This window comes from Novosphingobium sp. RL4 (assembly GCF_035658495.1).
Taxonomy (GTDB): domain Bacteria; phylum Pseudomonadota; class Alphaproteobacteria; order Sphingomonadales; family Sphingomonadaceae; genus Novosphingobium.
Map to the genome: position 1 here is coordinate 1,066,232 of NZ_CP141944.1, position 16,869 is coordinate 1,083,100.

Annotated in this window: 16 protein-coding genes; 14 read left to right on the forward strand and 2 right to left on the reverse strand. The window is 65.3% G+C overall.

Features of this window, described 5'->3' with window-relative positions:
* Position 1: 1 nt before the first annotated feature.
* The 10 genes from U9J33_RS05275 to U9J33_RS05320 all read left to right on the forward strand — a co-directional run bounded on the left by U9J33_RS05275 (position 2) and on the right by U9J33_RS05320 (position 9,805).
* On the forward strand, positions 2 to 901 hold the full coding sequence (locus tag U9J33_RS05275; RefSeq protein WP_324698343.1) for a class III extradiol dioxygenase subunit beta: 900 nt from the start codon (positions 2 to 4) through the stop codon (positions 899 to 901).
* Between the two features lie 65 nt (positions 902 to 966).
* Positions 967 to 1,923, forward strand: a complete 957-nt coding sequence (locus U9J33_RS05280) for a Gfo/Idh/MocA family oxidoreductase (protein ID WP_324698345.1) — start codon at positions 967 to 969, stop codon at positions 1,921 to 1,923.
* A 2-nt stretch (positions 1,924 to 1,925) separates the two neighbouring features.
* Positions 1,926 to 2,915, forward strand: coding sequence for an aldo/keto reductase (locus U9J33_RS05285; RefSeq protein ID WP_324698347.1), 990 nt, complete (start codon positions 1,926 to 1,928; stop codon positions 2,913 to 2,915).
* 51 nt (positions 2,916 to 2,966) lie between these two features.
* Positions 2,967 to 3,872: a formate/nitrite transporter family protein gene (locus U9J33_RS05290; RefSeq protein WP_054440056.1), complete on the forward strand. Its 906-nt coding sequence runs from the start codon at positions 2,967 to 2,969 to the stop codon at positions 3,870 to 3,872.
* A 38-nt stretch (positions 3,873 to 3,910) separates the two neighbouring features.
* On the forward strand, positions 3,911 to 4,747 hold the full coding sequence (gene fdhD / locus U9J33_RS05295; RefSeq protein WP_324698349.1) for a formate dehydrogenase accessory sulfurtransferase FdhD: 837 nt from the start codon (positions 3,911 to 3,913) through the stop codon (positions 4,745 to 4,747).
* A 92-nt stretch (positions 4,748 to 4,839) separates the two neighbouring features.
* Positions 4,840 to 6,054, forward strand: a complete 1,215-nt coding sequence (locus tag U9J33_RS05300; RefSeq protein WP_054440060.1) for a toxic anion resistance protein — start codon at positions 4,840 to 4,842, stop codon at positions 6,052 to 6,054.
* A gap of 41 nt (positions 6,055 to 6,095) precedes the next feature.
* Positions 6,096 to 6,782: a hypothetical protein gene (locus U9J33_RS05305; protein WP_243692691.1), complete on the forward strand. Its 687-nt coding sequence runs from the start codon at positions 6,096 to 6,098 to the stop codon at positions 6,780 to 6,782.
* Positions 6,775 to 7,413, forward strand: a complete 639-nt coding sequence (locus U9J33_RS05310) for a YqiJ family protein (RefSeq protein ID WP_324698352.1) — start codon at positions 6,775 to 6,777, stop codon at positions 7,411 to 7,413. Before U9J33_RS05305 ends, U9J33_RS05310 begins: the two co-directional genes overlap by 8 nt.
* A 165-nt stretch (positions 7,414 to 7,578) precedes the next feature.
* Positions 7,579 to 9,270, forward strand: a complete 1,692-nt coding sequence (locus U9J33_RS05315) for a flotillin family protein (protein ID WP_054440066.1) — start codon at positions 7,579 to 7,581, stop codon at positions 9,268 to 9,270.
* A 166-nt stretch (positions 9,271 to 9,436) separates the two neighbouring features.
* Entirely contained in the window at positions 9,437 to 9,805 is a 369-nt protein-coding gene (locus tag U9J33_RS05320) for an EthD domain-containing protein (RefSeq protein ID WP_324698355.1), read from the forward strand.
* 30 nt (positions 9,806 to 9,835) lie between these two features.
* Here U9J33_RS05320 and U9J33_RS05325 read toward each other — a convergent pair whose 3' ends face one another.
* The gene (locus tag U9J33_RS05325; RefSeq protein WP_324698357.1) at positions 9,836 to 10,627 is read right to left on the reverse strand and encodes an SDR family NAD(P)-dependent oxidoreductase; all 792 of its coding nucleotides are present in this window, start codon (positions 10,625 to 10,627) and stop codon (positions 9,836 to 9,838) included.
* Positions 10,628 to 10,828: 201 nt separating this feature from the next.
* Between U9J33_RS05325 and U9J33_RS05330 the strand changes: the two genes are divergently transcribed.
* The 4 genes from U9J33_RS05330 to U9J33_RS05345 are packed head-to-tail and all read left to right on the forward strand — an operon-like array spanning position 10,829 to position 15,685.
* Positions 10,829 to 11,572: a CoxG family protein gene (locus U9J33_RS05330; RefSeq protein WP_132469489.1), complete on the forward strand. Its 744-nt coding sequence runs from the start codon at positions 10,829 to 10,831 to the stop codon at positions 11,570 to 11,572.
* Positions 11,569 to 12,438, forward strand: coding sequence for a xanthine dehydrogenase family protein subunit M (locus U9J33_RS05335; RefSeq protein WP_324698360.1), 870 nt, complete (start codon positions 11,569 to 11,571; stop codon positions 12,436 to 12,438). Before U9J33_RS05330 ends, U9J33_RS05335 begins: the two co-directional genes overlap by 4 nt.
* The gene (locus tag U9J33_RS05340) at positions 12,435 to 12,938 is read left to right on the forward strand and encodes a (2Fe-2S)-binding protein (protein WP_324698362.1); all 504 of its coding nucleotides are present in this window, start codon (positions 12,435 to 12,437) and stop codon (positions 12,936 to 12,938) included. The genes U9J33_RS05335 and U9J33_RS05340 overlap by 4 nt, the downstream gene beginning before the upstream one ends.
* On the forward strand, positions 12,935 to 15,685 hold the full coding sequence (locus tag U9J33_RS05345) for a xanthine dehydrogenase family protein molybdopterin-binding subunit (protein ID WP_324698364.1): 2,751 nt from the start codon (positions 12,935 to 12,937) through the stop codon (positions 15,683 to 15,685). The genes U9J33_RS05340 and U9J33_RS05345 overlap by 4 nt, the downstream gene beginning before the upstream one ends.
* Positions 15,686 to 15,900: 215 nt before the next feature.
* Here U9J33_RS05345 and U9J33_RS05350 read toward each other — a convergent pair whose 3' ends face one another.
* Positions 15,901 to 16,779, reverse strand: coding sequence for a hypothetical protein (locus U9J33_RS05350; RefSeq protein WP_324698366.1), 879 nt, complete (start codon positions 16,777 to 16,779; stop codon positions 15,901 to 15,903).
* Positions 16,780 to 16,869: the final 90 nt, after the last annotated feature.

Below are 16,869 nucleotides of genomic sequence, written 5' to 3' on the forward strand. Positions count from 1 at the left end.
GATGGCCCGCATTACGCACGGCATCGCCTGCAGCCACATCCCGGCGCTCGGCGTCGCGTCGGACTTCGACAAGTGGGAAGATCCCTACTGGAAGCCGATCCAGGAAGGCTTCGCGCCCACCCAGAAGTGGGAAGCGGAGAACCTGCCGGACGTCGTGATCCTGGTCTACAACGATCACGCTTCGGCCTTCGACATGAAGATCATCCCGACGTTCGCGATCGGCTGCGGCGAAAGCTACAAGCCGGCGGACGAGGGCTGGGGCCCGCGCGCGGTGCCCGACGTGGAAGGCCATCCGGACCTTGCCTGGCACATCGCCCAGAGCCTGATCCTCGACGAATTCGACATGACCATCATCAACGAGATGGACGTCGATCACGGCCTTACCGTTCCGCTGTCGATGATGTTCGGCAAGCCGGAAAAATGGCCGGTGAAGGTGATCCCGCTGGCGGTCAACGTCGTCACCTATCCGCCGCCGTCGGGCAACCGCTGCTGGGCGCTGGGCGAGGCGATCGCGCGCGCCGTCGAAAGCTTCGATGAGGACCTGAACGTGCAGGTCTGGGGCACCGGCGGCATGAGCCACCAGCTTCAGGGTCCGCGCGCGGGCCTCATCAATGCCGAGTGGGACAACATGTTCCTCGACAAGCTGTCGGGCGACACGCAGGAACTGCGGTGCATTCCGCATATCGAATACCTGCGCGAAACCGGCAGCGAAGGCATCGAGATGGTCATGTGGCTGATCATGCGCGGCGCGCTGGGCAAGGAAACCCGCGAACTGCGGCGTTTCTACCATGTGCCTGCCAGCAACACGGCGGTCGGCCACATCGTGCTGGAGCCGGTGAATGGCGACGTGCCGTCCTCGACGACCGTCGAAGGCGCGGCCTCGCAGCATCTCGCAGACTGATTCCGCGTGCCGGTGCTTGACGCCGGCACGCTCCTTCCCTTGATAGAGTTTCCAAGGAGATTTCCATGCGTATTGCCCTCGTAGGCGCGGGTGCTTTCGGTGAAAAGCATCTCGACGGCCTGAAGAACATCGATGGCGTAGAGATCGCCTCGGTCATCAGCCGCTCGGCCGAGCAGGCTGCCGAAGTCGCCGCCAAGTACGGCGCGCTGCACTCCGGCACCGATCTGGCCGAAGCGCTGGCGCTGCCCGACGTCGATGCCGTGATCCTCTGCACCCCCACGCAGATGCACGCGCAGCAGGCTATCGCCTGCATGAACGCGGGCAAGCACGTGCAGGTCGAGATTCCGCTGTCGGACAGCTGGGCCGATGCCGAAGCCGTCGTGGCGAAGCAGAAGGAAACGGGCCTCGTCTGCATGGTCGGCCACACCCGCCGCTTCAATCCTTCGCACCAGTACGTGCACAACAAGATCACCGCGGGCGAATTCAACGTCCAGCAGATGGACGTGCAGACCTACTTCTTCCGCCGCAAGAACATGAACGCCAAGGGCCAGCCGCGCTCGTGGACGGACCACCTGCTGTGGCACCACGCCGCGCACACGATCGACCTGTTCGCCTATCAGTCGGGCAAGATCGTTGCTGCCAACGTGCTGCAGGGGCCTAAGCACCCGGAACTGGGAATCGCCATGGACATGTCGATCCAGCTGAAGGCTGAGACCGGCGCGATCTGCACGCTCTCGCTCTCGTTCAACAACAACGGCCCGCTCGGCACCTTCTTCCGCTACATCGGCGACAGCGAGACCTACATCGCGCGTTACGACGATCTGGTGAACGGCCGTGAAGAGCCGATCGACCTCACCGGCGTCACCGTGTCGAACAACGGCATCGAGCTTCAGGACCGCGAATTCGTCGCCGCCATCCGCGAAGGGCGTGAGCCCAACTCGTCGGTCGGCAAGGTGCTCGATTGCTACCGCGTGATCGGCGAACTGGCGCAGAGCCTCGAAGCGCAGGACGGCTGGTCCTGATCATGGCAAAACGCCTCCTCGCGGGCCGTCCGGTCCACTCCGTCGGTCTCGGCTGCATGAATGTGGCCTGGGCCTACGGCAATCCGCCGTCTCGCGAGGAGGCGGCCCGCCTGTTCCGCCACGCGCTGGACGCGGGCTGCGATCACTTCGACACCGCCAATATCTACGGCATGGGGCTGAGCGAGGAAATCCTCGGCGAAGCGATCATGGACCGGCGCGGCGAGTTCCTGCTGGCCTCCAAGACCGGCATCCTGATCGACGGCGCCCGCCGCGGCATCGACTGCGCGCCGGAGAGCATCACCGCCTCGCTTGACGCCAGCCTGAAGCGGCTGGGCACCGATCACATCGATCTGTTCTACATGCACCGCTTCGATCCCAAGGTGCCGATTGCCGAGTCGGTGGGCGCCATGGTGCGCGCGATCGAGGCGGGCAAGATCGGCGCCTATGGCGTGTCCGAATGGTCCACCGCGCATATCCGTGAGGCACACGCGGTGCATCCGGTGGCGGCGGTGCAGACCGAATATTCGCTCTGGACGCGCAATGTCGAACTGGGCGTGCTGGACGCCACGCGCGAACTCGGGATTGCGCTCGTCGCCTTCTCGCCGGTCGCGCGCGGGGCGCTGGGCGGCGAGCTGGCCGATGTGAACACGCTCACCGAGAAGGACCTGCGCCGCAATTTCCCGCGCTTCGTCGGCGAGAACTGGACGCATAATCTGGCGCTGATCGAGGAATTCAACGCTCTCGCCTCCTCGATCCGCGTCACCCCGGCGCAGCTGGCGCTGGCCTGGGTCCTCGCGCAGGCCGGGCACGTCCATGCCATCCCCGGCACCCGCTCGATTCCCCACTTCGACCAGAATCACGCGGCCGCCGCGCTGGAAATCGACGCGGCCGTTCTGGAGAAGGCGGGCGCGCTGATGAACCAGCAGACCATTGCCGGCCATCGCTACCCGGACATGATCAAGCCGACCATCGATACCGAGGACTACGCCTGACCGGCCGATAGCCCTGACGGAACATAGGCTCTCCGGGACGGTTCTGACGGCATGGACAATGCCGCCCAGACCGACCCGGAAACCGACGACGCCAGCGATCTTTCGCACGACGATCCCGAGCGCCGGCAATCCGACCGCGAGATCGAGGCCGACGAATCCGGCCTGACCGGCCACGAACGCGGCCAGATCAAGGACAACCTGCGGCTTTCGGCGATCACCGTCTTCTCGGTGATCCGGCGCGAGGGCGAGGAGGAACTCCACCGCCCCGCCATGTCGCTCTGGTGGTCCGGCATCGCCGCGGGCATCGGCATTTCCACATCGGTCTTCGCGCAGGGCCTGCTCCACCAGTCTTTCGCGGATCACCCCCAGCGCGAACTCATTTCCGCGTTCGGCTATGCCATGGGCTTCGTGCTGGTGGTGCTCTCACGCCTGCAACTCTTCACGGAGAACACGCTCACGGCCGTGCTGCCGCTGCTGGCAGGGCCGAATGTGGAGCGGCTATGGCGCACGGCAAGGCTCTGGGCGATCGTGCTCGCCGCCAACCTCGTGGGCACTTTCCTGACAGCGCTGTTGATCGACATCTTCGCCGATCCCGCGCATCCCACGCTGGCGGGCATGCTCGATGTCTCTCGCAAGGCCGCGCAGGCCAGCGGCTTGACCGCGCTGCTGGACGGCATTCCCGCGGGCTTCTTCATCGCCGCATTCGTGTGGATGCTGCCCAGTTCCAAGGGCTTCGAGATTTTCGTGGTCGGTCTTTTCGCCTGGCTGATCGCGGCGGGCGGCTTCGCGCATGTCGTGGCGGGATCGACGGAGATGTTCCTCCTCGTCCTTCACGGCGAGATACCGATGCTCGATGCCTTCGCTCTCCATCTGGCGCCCACGCTGGTCGGCAATGTGATCGGCGGCACCGGTCTGTTCGCGCTTCTGGCCTTTGCGCAGATCAAGGCCGAAATCTGACGGATGACCTTGCCCGGCATGCAGGCTAGGACGGCGAGATGAATGGTGCAAAGACGATCACGGTCCGCCGCAATGCTTACGGGACGGACCTGCGCGCGGGAGAACGTTTCGCCATTCCGGTAGAGGCGCCCATCGCCATCGAGACCAACGGCATCGCCTATGCCGTGATGATGGCGACTCCGACCGCCATCGAGGATTTCGTGACCGGCTTCCTGATGGCCGAGGGGCTCGCCGAGGCGGACGAAGTCGGCGAAGTGGCCGTGCACCGGGTGGAGAACGGCGAATGGGGCACCGGCTACGTGGCCCGCGTGAACCTGCCGCCTGAGCGCATCGGCGCGATCGTGGCGCGGGCGCGGCGGCGCGTGGGAGACAGTTCCTGCGGCATCTGCGGCATCGAAGGCGTGGAAGCGGCATTGCGTCCGCTGCCGGTGCTGAAGCGGCCGAGCAGGGCGACGGCAGCGGCGATCCGGCGCGGGCTTGACGGTTTGCAGGCCGGGCAGGCGCTGGGGCGCGAGACACATGCCACCCATGCCGCCGCCTTCTGCGACGAGTCCGGCCGCATGGTGCTGGTGCGCGAGGACGTGGGGCGGCACAATGCACTGGACAAGCTGGTCGGCGCGCTCGCCCGGGCCGGGATGGATCCGGGCGCGGGCTTCATGATCGTCACCTCGCGCTGTTCCTACGAACTGGTGGAGAAGGCCGCGCGCGCCGGTTGCCCGTTGCTCGTCGCGATTTCCGCACCCACCGACCTGGCCGTTCGCCGGGCGCGGGCGGCGGGGCTGAAGCTGTGCTTCGTGGCGCGGGACGATACGATGCTGCTGGTACACGACTGCGACGAGACCGACGAACGTGCCATGCGGCTCGTCGAACCGTAAACCGGCGTCTTCCTGTTTTGCTTGCAGTATTCGCGCGCAATCCTAGATTCGCAGACGACGACTACACTTCTTGAAGGACGGGACTTTCTTCCATGGCCACTACGACCGATCAGGCGACCACAGGCGAGCTGAAGCTGACGCCTCCCGATCCGGTGCCGGTGGTCCAGCCAGAGAAGGCGGCCGGTCTCGTCCCCGTGGGCGACGAGCAGAAGTCCAAGTTGCAGGTCCGCGTCGATGAATTCGTGAACGACCTGGTGTCCCAGGACGTTAACTCGCCCGAATTCGGCCGCCGTGTCGACCAGATTACCAACATGGGCCGCAAGGAGATTTCCGAGGCCGCCGGCCAGTCCAACCGCTTCCTCGATCGTCCGGTGCGGGCGATGGACAAGGACGCCGGCGTCGGCGCCGACCTTGCCGAGCTGCGCCGCACGGTGGAAGACCTCGACCCCTCGACCAAGGGCGACCTGCTCTCGCGCCGCAAGATCTTCGGGATCATCCCGATGGGCAACAAGCTGCGCAACTACTTCGACGGCTATCAGAGCGCGCAGGGCCACATCAGCGCGATCCTCGCCCGCCTGCAGGGGGGCAAGGACGAACTGCTGATGGACAATGCCGGTATCGACGTGGAGCGGCAGAACCTCTGGGCGGCGATGGGCAAGCTCGAACAGATGATCTTCATGTCGAAGGCGCTGGACGAGACCTTGGAGCAGAAGGCCAACGATCTCGACCATACCGACCCTGCCAAGGCCAAGGCGGTGCGCGAATCCGCGCTGTTCTACGTGCGCCAGCGGACGCAGGACCTGCTGACGCAGATGGCGGTTTCGGTGCAGGGCTACCTCGCGCTCGATCTGGTCAAGAAGAACAACGTCGAACTGATCAAGGGCGTGGACCGGGCTTCCACCACCACCGTCGGCGCGCTGCGCACCGCGGTTACCGTGGCGCAGGCGATGGCCAACCAGAAGCTGGTGCTGGACCAGATCACCGCGCTCAACACCACGACCGCGCGGATCATCGACGGCACCGGCCAGATGCTGAAGGACAACACCGCCCGCATCCACGAGCAGGCGGCGAATTCCACGATCCCGCTGGAAACCCTCAGCCGCGCCTTCCAGAACATCTACGACACGATGGATTCGATCGACACCTTCAAGATGCAGGCGCTCGATTCGATGAAGCAGACGGTGCAATCGCTCGAAGGCGAGGTCACGAAGTCCAAGGCCTATATCGCCCGCGCGCAGGGGCAGGCCGAAGGCACCGCGCTGGGTAGCGACAAGGCGGCGAAAGCCATGCTGGAGGCGCTCGACTGACCGCCATGGCCAATCCCGTCACTCCCCGCAATCGCAGTGCCGTGAACCAGGAAATCATCCGCGCCGCCCGCCGCCAGCGCGCGGCGCGGCTTTATAACGCGCGCAAGGAGCGCTGGAACTTCCGCTGGCGCCGCATTCGTCGGGCGTTCCTGGCGCTGTTCGGCATCTTCATCGTGGCGTTGACGGCGGGCCTCATCCTGGGCGGGCTTTCCTTCACGACGACGGTGCTCACCACGCTGCTTGCCTTTGCGGTGTTCATCGTTCTCTCGATCTATCCTTCTTCGCCCCGGCCCCGTGCCGAGCAACTCGGCAGCGCGACATTGCCGGAACTGGCGGGATCGACCGAACTCTGGCTGGAAAGCCGCCGCCGCGCCCTGCCCAATGCCGCGGTGGACGCGGTGGACATGATCGGCGTGCGCCTGGAGCAATTGGCGCCGCAACTCGCCACGCTGGAGGATAGCGGCCCCGCCGCGCGCGAGGTGCGGAAGCTGCTGTCCGAACACCTGCCCTCGCTGGTGGACAGCTATACCCGGATTCCCGCAGAACTGCGGAACAAGCCCCATGCCGGGGGAACCACGCCTTCGCAGCAACTGGTCGAGGGCCTCGATGTCATCGCCGGGCAGATCGAGACGATGAGTCTGGATCTGTCGCGCAACGATCTCGACGCGCTGGCGACGCGCGGACGCTTTCTCGAAACCAAGTATATCGACGCCCGCGACGATGGTTGACCTGCTGACGCGGGCGGGGAGCCTGCCGTTCTCCGTCGCGCTGGCGCTGATGCTGATGTTTGCGCTGCTCCAGATCGTGGGCGCGGGCGACTTTCTGGGCGGTGACGCGGATGTCGATGCCCATGCCGGCGTCCATGCGCATGGCGGGATCGACGCAGGCCTGCTTTCGGTTCTCGGCATCGGCCGCGTGCCGTTCCTGATGTGGTTGATGCTGCTGCTCACCGTATTCGGGCTGGTGGGCATTTCGGCGCAGGAACTGCTGCTCTCGCTGACGGGCCACACCTGGAGTGCATGGCTGGTCGCCCCGGTCGTCGGCCTCGCTTCGCTGCCGGTCAGCGGCATGCTGTCGCGCGGGCTGGGGCGGATCATCCCGCAGGACGAGACGACCGCGATCGACATTTCCGCCCTCGTCGGCCGGGAGGCGGAGATTCTCGTCGGCACGGCAACGCCGGGCAGTCCCGCGCGGGGCCGGGTGGTGGATTTCCATGGGCAGCCCCACAATGTCATGGTCGAGCCCGACGAGCACGGCCAGCGCTTCGTGCAGGGCGAAAAGGTCCTGCTGGTCCGCCGCGATGGCGATGTATTCAAGGGCATCGCCCGGGGCGACCACTATCTTCCGCGCCTTGACTGAATTGAGGATGGGAAACTCCGGATCGGTTCGATTAAAGCACTGAAAATCGAGCAAACCGGCCCGGTTTTTATGGAAGATTTTGCGAATTTCGGATAAGAACTTCCGTGAAATTCAATGCTCGCGCGCCATTTTTCTCGGGCGGGCATCAACGGGAGAATTCTTAACATGCAAGACCTCGTCGGCATCGCGATTCTGGCCGGCATCGCTCTGGTCCTGTTCCTGGCGCTCGGCCTCATGCTGGCGCGGCTCTACAAGCGTGCCTCGAAGGAAATCGGGTTCGTTCGCACGGGCTTCGGCGGTGAAAAGGTCGTGATGAACGGCGGCGCGCTGGTCCTGCCGGTATTCCACGAGACGATGCCGGTGAACATGAACACCGTGCGTCTCGCGGTGGAGCGCAAGAACCAGGATGCGCTCATCACTCTCGATCGACTGCGAATTGACGTGAAGGCGGAATTCTACGTCCGCGTCCGCCCGGATGCGGGCGCCATCGCCATGGCGGCGCAGACGCTTGGCGCGCGGACCATGCATCCCGAGGCGCTGAAGGAACTCGTCGAAGGCAAGTTCGTCGATGCGCTGCGCTCGGTGGCGGCAGGCATGACGATGAACCAGCTTCACGAACAGCGCGCGGATTTCGTGCAGAAGGTGCAGCAGGTCTCCTCGTCCGATCTCGCGATGAACGGGCTGGAACTGGAATCGGTCTCCTTGACCGGCCTCGACCAGACCTCGATCGAACACTTCAACGCAAACAACGCTTTCGATGCCGAGGGTCTGACCAAGCTGACCGAGCAGATCGAACTGCGCAAGAAGGCCCGGAACGACATCGAGCAGGACACCCGCGTCCAGATCGAGACGAAGAACCTCGAAGCGGAGCGCGTTTCGCTTTCGATCCAGCGCGACAACGAGTTCGCAAAGCTGGAGCAGGAGCGCGAGATCGAGATGCGCCGCGCGGAACAGGCCGCGGAAGTGGCGCGCGAACAGGCGCTGCGCAGCCGTGAGGCGGAAGAAGCCCGGATCATCGCCAAGCAGCAGGTCGATTCCCAGCAGATCGAATCGGACCGCACCATCCAGCAGGCCAAGATCGCGCAGGCGCAGGCCGTCGAACTGGCGCGGCAGGGCCAGCAGATCGCGATCCAGAACAAGAGCCGCGAGGAAAGCCAGGCCAAGGCGGAGGCCGATGAGGCGCGCGCCAAGGCGGTCGCCGCAGAGGAACAGGTCGTCACCAGCCGTGAAACCGAGGTGGCGGAGCGCGTCAAGCGTATCGAACTGATCGAGGCCAGCAAGGAAGCCGAGCGGCAGGCGATCTCCATCAAGGTAGAGGCCGAGGCGGAGCGCGAGGCGGCTGCCAACCGGGCGGAAGCCTTCCGGCTGGCCGCCGAAGGTGAGGCCGAAGCGGAAAAGCTCCGCGCCGAAGCGTCGCGCGTGCGCTTCGAGGTCGAGGCGGCCGGTCAGCGTGCCGTCAACGAGGCGGCGAACCTCCTTTCGTCCGACCAGATCTCGCTCCAGATGAAGCTGGCGCTGCTCAAGGTACTGCCGGAAATCGTGCGCGAATCCGTGCGGCCGCTGGAGGCTATCGATTCGATCAAGATCGTGCAGGTTGACGGGCTGACCCAGAAGGGCGGCGCGGGAGCTTCCCCGGCTGCGGCAGGTGGTTCGGGCAATCTGGCCAACGACGCGGTCAGCGCGGCGCTGGCCTATCGGGCACAGGCGCCGGTGATCGACGGGCTGATGAAGGAACTGGGGCTCGACGGTGCTTCGCTTGCGAATCTGGTGCAGGGCGCGGTGCAGGCGCCCGCTTCGGTTCCGATCGTAGCCGCCGCAAATGATGCCAGGGGCGCGCCGCTCGGCGAAGCCGAATGAGGTGATCGGGCGGCTGGAATGGTTTGCCTGACAGAATAAAGGGACGCCGGACCGCCTGGCGTCCCTTATCGCCGTGGCGGCACGGCCCGCCCTGCCTTCCGGAGAAAGGCCATGTTAGGCCATCCCGCGAACGCCGGACGAACCGGTGGAACGGGAGATATGCGTCATGGCCGGGCCATTCCACAAGATCCTGCTGTTCATGAAGCGTCGGCCCGATCTGACGGTCGAGCAGTTCCGCGCTTATTACGAGACGCGTCATGCGCCGCTGGCGGAACGCTATTCGCGCGGGGTCAGTCGCTACATCCGGCGTTATGTCGATCCGCAAGTCCATCCCGAAACCGGCGCCTTCCTTGATGGGCCGGACGTCATTACCGAACTCTGGTTCGAGGACGAGGCGATCTATCGCGCCACGCTCGGCTATATCACCACCAGCCTGATGCCGGATGAGATCGTTGCCGATGAGCGCAATCTGTTCGACCGCGCCTCTTTTCGGATCGCGACGGTGGTGGAATACGAAAGCGCATCGACGGGGTGAAAGCCGCGGGCAATCACCCCGGCGGGGGGATCAGATTCCCAGCCGCCCCATGATTCCGCCATCCACCTTGATGTCGCACCCGCTGACGTAGCTTGCCGCCGGAGAGCAGAGGAATTCCGCGACCGAGGCGATTTCGTCGCCCACGCCGAGGCGGCCGAGCGGGGTCATTCCCATCATCCGCACCATCTGTTCGCTGGCCTTGGCTTCGGCGCGGCTCATTTCGGTATCGATGAAGCCCGGCGCGATCGAGACGATCCGCACGCCGCGTGCACCGTAGGCTGCAGCTTCGCGTCCGACGAGGCCGATCACTGCGCGCTTGGAAAGCGTGTAGCCCATGCCGGGATTGGTTGCGTGCCCGTCCACCCCTTCGCGGCCCTTGCCGGCGACGAGGTCCTGCACAGCCGATACCATGGCGGGGTCGCCCAGCAGATAAGCCGACATCGACGAGATCAGCACCGCGCATCCGCCCGCTTCGAAGCGGGGCAGGAGGGCGGCGACAAGCCTTTCGGTGGCGAAATAGTTCACTTCGAGAATGCGCGGCGCTTCTGCCATGGTGGGCGAGAGCCCGGCGGTGTGAACGAGCGCGAACAGCGGGGCGTCGCCCAATGCGTCCAGCAGCTGCTGCGGGAACTCCGCTGCGGAAATGTCCCCGGCGAGGGTCGAGACTTCGGTGCCGCCCGCGCGAAGTTCCGATGCGAGCGCGGCAAGGCGTTCGGCGTTCACATCGCACAGGAGCAGGGAATAGCCCTGCGCGGCGAAACGGGTTGCGGCCGGGCGGCCCATGCCTCCGGCGGCACCAGTGATGATGACGGTTGCGCTCATGACCTCTCCTTTTCGCGCCGTTCCTTCGGCATCGGGCGAAGTGGTAACGGGCGCCGGGAGGTCTAGCCAGCGCCTGAGGCACTCATCGCCCCGGGGAATAAGATACAGTGTCGCTCATACTTCTTGCATTGAACCGCATCCCGTCGTTTCATCCGCGCCTATGGGCCGCGGGCAAGACGGCAGCGATCTGGGAGTGCGCGGATGCAGATGAATGGCGAGCAGAGGGTCGCAGCACCGCGCCGAAAGGTTTGGGAGGCGCTGAACGATCCGGCAGTGCTCGCACAGTGCATTCCCGGCTGCCAGAGCCTCGAACGCGATGGCGAAGACCGTTTCGTCGCGGCGGCCGAAGTGAAGATCGGGCCGATCGGTGCGCGGTTCAAAGGGCAGGTGCAGCTTTCCGATCTCGATGCGCCCAACGGCTACAGGATCACGGGAACGGGTAACGGCGGGATCGCCGGAAGCGCCAAAGGCGGCGCGAACGTCCGGCTGAGCGACACCGGCGATGGCGGTACGCTGGTTGTGTATGAGGTGGAGGCGGAAGTGGGCGGGCGCATGGCGCAGCTTGGCGGTCCGATCATCGACGCCACGGCAAGAAACCTTGCGGGGAAGTTCTTTTCGAAGTTCGGCGATGTGGTCACGGGGGGCGCTCCGGCGCCGGTTGCTGCGGGGGAGCAGGCAACCGGCGCCGGACAGGCAGAGCCTGAGGCAGCCGCAGCGGCAGCGGCACCTGCCGCCTTCAGGCCCGTCGTTACCGATGCGGCGGCTGGTCGCGGCACCATCTGGGGCTGGATCGCCGCACTGGTGCTGGCACTGCTCGCCGGCTTCACGCTGGGCGCGCGCGGCCTCCATGCGGAGATGCTGGTGGTGCTCATGCTGCTCGTGGTGACTGCGGCAGCGGCTTTCGAGGCCGGGCGACGCGGAAACGTTGGAGGTGCGCGCCGATGAAGCCTGCTCCCTTCGACTATGCCCGGCCATCCAGCGTGGCCGAGGCTTGCCGCATACTTTCCGAGGCCGGCGGCGGCGCAACCGTGATCGCGGGCGGGCAAACGCTGATGCCGCTGCTCAATCTCAGGATGAGCCAGCCCTTCATCCTGGTGGACATCAACCGCATTCCCGAACTCACCGGCGTGTCCCACGTCACGGGCGGCATCCGCGTCGGGCCGATGACAAGGCAGGCCGATGCCCTGGCCGATGCCACGCTGGCGCGCCATCTGCCGGCGATGGTGACGGCGCTTGGCCATGTCGGGCATTACCAGACGCGGAACCGGGGAACGGTGGGTGGTTCGGTGGCGCTGGGCGAGCCTGCAGCCGAAATGCCGGCCACGGCGGTGGCGCTCGGCGCGACGCTGGAGATCGCCTCGGTGCGCGGCAGTCGAACGGTTGCCGCCACGGACTTCTACATAGGCCCTTACATGACTGTGCTGGAGAGTGACGAACTGCTGACCGGCATCGTCTATCCCGACTGGCCCGAGGGCCACCTCGTGCTGTTTCGCGAAGTGGCGCAGCGACCGGGCGATTTCGCGCTGGTCGGCATGGTGGGCTGCGTGGTTCTGGATGGCGGCGTCGTTTCCCGGGCCGGGCTGGCCTGGTTCGGCATGGGCCCGACCCCGATCCGAATGCGCGGGGCAGAAGCCGCGCTGATCGGCAGGAGCCTTTCCGAGATCGATCCCGGCGCCGTGGCGGAACTGGCCGTGGCCGACGCCGCACCGTTCGACGATCACCACGCCAGCGCCGAATACCGCCGGACCGTGGGCCGCAGGATCTTCGCGCGGACGCTTCGTGAAACACTCGACCTGAGGGATGCGGCATGAGCGAGCCTCAAAGCGAATGGCGGATCGAATTCGCCGTCAACGGCCAGCATCGCAGCGCCACCGTCGAGCCGCGCACGAGCCTTGGCGATTATCTGCGGCTGGAGGCGGGCTGCACCGGTGTCCACCTCGGCTGCGAGCACGGGGTTTGCGGTGCCTGCACGGTGCTGGTGGACGGCAGGGCGGTACGATCGTGCCTGATGCTGGCGGTCCAGGCCGATGGGGCGGAGGTGACCACGGTGGAGGGCCTTGCCGCGCCTGACGGCACTTTCCACCCGGTCCAGCAGGCGATGCGCGATGCGCACGGGCTCCAGTGCGGCTTCTGCACGCCCGGCGTGCTGATGACCTTTGCCGCGCTGACGGCGGGAGAGGCCGCCGCGGGCGAGCAGGAGATGATCGAGGCGATGTCGGGCCATATCTGCCGCTGCACCGGATATCAGGGCATACGCCGCGCGGCCAAGGCACTGGCCCAATCCGTCTCCGGCGCGGGAGAGGCGGCATGAACGCAGAACCCTCGGGCATTGGCGCTGCGCGCTGGATCGGGAAGCGGGTTCCGCGCAAGGAAGACGCGCGCCTGCTGACGGGGCGCGGCCAGTTCACGGATGATGTGGTGCTGCCCGGCATGCTTCACGTCGCGTTCGTGCGCAGTCCGGTGGCGCGCGGCAGGCTGGTTTCGATCGATGGCGCCGCAGCGGTGCAGATGCCGGGCGTCCACGCGGTGCTGACCGCCGCCGACCTGGCGCTGCGGCCGATCACGATGATGAGCTTCTTCTTCACGCCCTCGGAAGTGCCGGTCGCTCCATTGGCGGATACGCTGGTGCAATACGTGGGCGAGCCGGTGGCGATGGTCATGGCCGAGACCCGCGCCCAGGCGGAAGATGCCGCTTCGCTCGTCGAGGTCGAGATCGAGGAACTCGAACCGGTTGTCACCCTTGCCCAGGCGAAGGCGGCAGCGCCGATCCATCCGGGCACCGAGAGCAATGTCGCGGCGGAGATCGGCGACGAGGAGCTTGACGAGGAGCTGGAAGCGGCGCTTTCGGGCGCGGCGCTGCGGGTTAGCCAGAAGGTCGTCCACCAGCGCATCTCGCAGTCGCCGATGGAAAACCGCGCGATCCTGGCGAGCCGGGACGGACCCGAGGAGCTCAACCTCTGGATCACCTGCCAGAGCCCGCACAACATCGCGCGCTGGGTCAGCCTGGCGCTTGGCCTGCCGGATGCCGCGATCCGGGTGATCGCCAAGGACGTGGGCGGCTCCTTCGGGCTCAAGAACACACCGTGGAAGGAGGAATGCGCAGTCATCTGCGCGGCCATGCTGCTGGGGCGTCCTCTCAAATGGACCGAGGATCGCTACGAGGCGCTTACCGCGTCGAGCCAGTGCCGGGAAGCGGAGATGAGCCTCCAGGCCGGGTTTGACGGCGAGGGGCGGCTGATCGCCAGCCACGGCATCTATGATTGCAACAACGGCGCTTATCCTCAGGGGGCGGACAGCAATATCGCCGTCCATATGTTCGTCTGGGCGGCCTACAGGATGCCCGCCTACGCTTTTGTCTCACGCGGGTGGTACAGCAATACCAACGGGCTGGCGGCTTATCGCGGGCCGTGGGCGATGGAATCGCTCATTCGTGAAACCTTGCTGGACAAGGCGGCGAGGAAGCTCGGCATCGATCCGATCGAACTGCGCCGCCGCAATCTCGTCTATCTTTCCGATCAGCCGGCGGTGTCGAGCATGGGCATCCCGCTGGAGGATATCACGCCCGGCGAATGTCTGGAAAAGCTCGTTGCGCATTTCGACGTGGCCGCGTTCCGCCGCGAACAGGCGAAGGCGCGGGGGGAGGGGCGCTATCTCGGCCTCGGCGTTGCCGCCTATATCGAGCCGACCGGCTCGGCGGGCAGTATGGTGACGATGACCGGGGAACTGGCGCAAGTGCGGATCGAGCCGACCGGCAAGGTAGCCGCCCTGATGTCCACCCATTCCCAGGGCCACGGCACCGCCACGACCATGGCGCAATGCATCGCCGACCGGCTCGGCGTGGCTTACGACGACGTGACCGTGTTCGAGGGGGACAGTTCGCGCGGCGGCTTCGGCCCCGGCGCGGCGGGTAGCCGTCAGGGGGTGATCGGTGGGGGCGCGGCGATCCGTGCATCGGAACTGCTGGCGGACAAGGTAAAGGTTCTGGCAGCCCACTTGTACAACGCCTCAATCGACACCGTGACCATCGAGGACGGCATGGTCCACATCGCCGGCGCCCCGGAAATGTCGCGATCGCTGGGTGAGATCGCGAACATCGCCTATGGCGAACCGCACCGTCTGCCACCCGGTTTCGAGGCCGGGCTGGAAGCGCAGTTCCGTTACCAGCCCCCGCCGATGACCTTCACCAGCGCGGCGCATGCCTGCGTGGTGGAAGTCGATGCGGAAACCGGCTTCGTGAAGATCTTGCGCTGGATATCGAGCGAGGATTGCGGGACCGTCATAAACCCCGGCGTCGTCGAGGGGCAGATATCCGGAGGGCTGGCGCAGGCGATCGGCATGGTCCTGCTGGAAGAGATGCCATACGATGCGCGCGGCAATCCCCAGGCGGCGACGTTCAAGGACTATCTCCTCCCGTCGATCAGCGACGTGCCGGTGTTCGAGTTCGTCCATGCCAATACCCCGTCGCAGACGATCGGCGGCATGCGCGGCGTAGGTGAAGGCGGTGCCATCATCGGCCCGCCGACGCTGGTGAACGCCATCGCCGATGCGCTCAGCCCCTTTGGCGAGATCGAGGACCTGGTGCTTCCGCTCACGCCTGCCCGCATCCTCGACGTGATCGAGCAACGCGATGTTTCAGGCGTGCGCAAAGATGGAGGGCAGTCGGGTATGGTGTCGGGAGAAGCCCCGGCGCCAGTGCCGGCGATGGAGCCCGTCATTCAGGCCGAGCCGGCCTCGGTTCCCGAACCCGAGGCGCCGCCCGCCGGGCTCGACGGTGACTGGAACATGGTGCTCAAGACCCCGATGGGGCCTCAGGCGATGGTCGTCACCTTCCGTACCGAGGGCGCAGCCGTTTCGGGCCGCTTCACCAGCCCGGAAGGCACGCAGGACTTCGAGGGTGGCACCGTCGATGAAAACCGCGTTCGTTTCGACCTCAAGGTCGAGAAGCCGATGAAGATCACCCTGAAATACGACCTGACCGTGACCGGCAACACCATCGCAGGAAAGTGCAAGATGGGCATGTTCGGCTCGGCCAAGGTGACGGGCGAGCGGGCCGGCTGAAGCAGGCTCTTTCCGAGCTGGTGGGATTAACAACAGCATTGCGCCCAAGTCGGTCGCGCCAGGGCCGATTGAACCCGCCGGAGAGCCGACCGTCCGCTTCCCCGTGCAGGCATGATCGATGAGCAGCTGAGAAAGGTGATGAGCGGACCTTCCAACGTGGAGCGAGCTATGTCGGGACCGCTCGATCAGGCTTCAGACCATCTCGGTATCGGCTCTCATTTCTTGACCACAGGCGTAATTTCCAGGCCATCCGGCTCGACGATATTCACTCCGGAGAAGACCATCATCCCGCCGCGGAACTCGATCAGCCTGTAATCATTATAACGGCCCATATCGAATCCCCTCCACTTCAAAGACTTACCGACGAACGGTAGAAAGCCGTTGGTATCGACCTTCGCTTCATCGTTCCGAGGGAGAGGCTGCGAACGATCTAGCAGCATCACGTTGATGGCGGTGTCTAGCTCGCGAGTCAGCAAGTCCTTCAGACCGGCGCCGTCATTTTCGATCAAGCTCGCGAGCGGAAGCGGCTTACCTTCGCAGCAGAAATATTTGATCGTCTTGCCGGAGTCGCTGTCGGTCGCGACCTTCGTTTTCAGCACGATATAGGGACGAACATCCTCGGTCTTTTTGACGAACGTAAGCACGACATACGGTGTCACCGTCATCGTGCTGCCGCCCGGCTGGGGTGCGAGCGTATAGGCAGTCCGGAATTTGTCGCTCGCCATGAGCGTGTTGGTCATCTCGATCGCCTTTGCCCGGACGTCAAAGCGCAGGTCATCCTCGACATTGTGGACTTTGCCCGTGCCGCTCTCGGCGTTGATCGAACTTTGTACCAGCATGCCGACCGGGCCTAATAGCATCCCGATTGCGCCGCCACCCTGATGCCCCGAGATGACAACGTTGCTATCAGGGATGCGATGGACGCCCATGGGCAGATCGCTCATCCCGTTCGCGCCCTTTTCCGAAAAGACGACAGCCGTCGGCAGAGCCGATGCGGGAGCCGACGCTACCTCCGAGTTATCCTGCGCGGCGACCGCCTGCGGCGCCAATGCGAATGCACCCGCGAGCATCGCGAGAATGACTGTACGCTTCATCTAATTCCCCCTAGACTTTGGATCGAGATGCCGCCCTCGGACTTGTTCTCGGCCACAGCATCAATTGCTAGTCCAAGGCCTCCGCCGAGA

Coding starts and splice junctions, on each gene's coding strand:
- U9J33_RS05340 (WP_324698362.1), top strand. CDS start 12,435: ATGAGCGAGCCTCAAAGCGAATGGCGGATCGAATTCGCCGTCAACGGC.
- U9J33_RS05275 (WP_324698343.1), top strand. CDS start 2: ATGGCCCGCATTACGCACGGCATCGCCTGCAGCCACATCCCGGCGCTC.
- U9J33_RS05335 (WP_324698360.1), top strand. CDS start 11,569: ATGAAGCCTGCTCCCTTCGACTATGCCCGGCCATCCAGCGTGGCCGAG.
- U9J33_RS05330 (WP_132469489.1), top strand. CDS start 10,829: ATGCAGATGAATGGCGAGCAGAGGGTCGCAGCACCGCGCCGAAAGGTT.
- U9J33_RS05290 (WP_054440056.1), top strand. CDS start 2,967: ATGGACAATGCCGCCCAGACCGACCCGGAAACCGACGACGCCAGCGAT.
- U9J33_RS05280 (WP_324698345.1), top strand. CDS start 967: ATGCGTATTGCCCTCGTAGGCGCGGGTGCTTTCGGTGAAAAGCATCTC.
- U9J33_RS05345 (WP_324698364.1), top strand. CDS start 12,935: ATGAACGCAGAACCCTCGGGCATTGGCGCTGCGCGCTGGATCGGGAAG.
- U9J33_RS05315 (WP_054440066.1), top strand. CDS start 7,579: ATGCAAGACCTCGTCGGCATCGCGATTCTGGCCGGCATCGCTCTGGTC.
- U9J33_RS05310 (WP_324698352.1), top strand. CDS start 6,775: ATGGTTGACCTGCTGACGCGGGCGGGGAGCCTGCCGTTCTCCGTCGCG.
- U9J33_RS05320 (WP_324698355.1), top strand. CDS start 9,437: ATGGCCGGGCCATTCCACAAGATCCTGCTGTTCATGAAGCGTCGGCCC.
- fdhD (WP_324698349.1), top strand. CDS start 3,911: ATGAATGGTGCAAAGACGATCACGGTCCGCCGCAATGCTTACGGGACG.
- U9J33_RS05300 (WP_054440060.1), top strand. CDS start 4,840: ATGGCCACTACGACCGATCAGGCGACCACAGGCGAGCTGAAGCTGACG.
- U9J33_RS05350 (WP_324698366.1), bottom strand. CDS start 16,779: ATGAAGCGTACAGTCATTCTCGCGATGCTCGCGGGTGCATTCGCATTG.
- U9J33_RS05325 (WP_324698357.1), bottom strand. CDS start 10,627: ATGAGCGCAACCGTCATCATCACTGGTGCCGCCGGAGGCATGGGCCGC.
- U9J33_RS05285 (WP_324698347.1), top strand. CDS start 1,926: ATGGCAAAACGCCTCCTCGCGGGCCGTCCGGTCCACTCCGTCGGTCTC.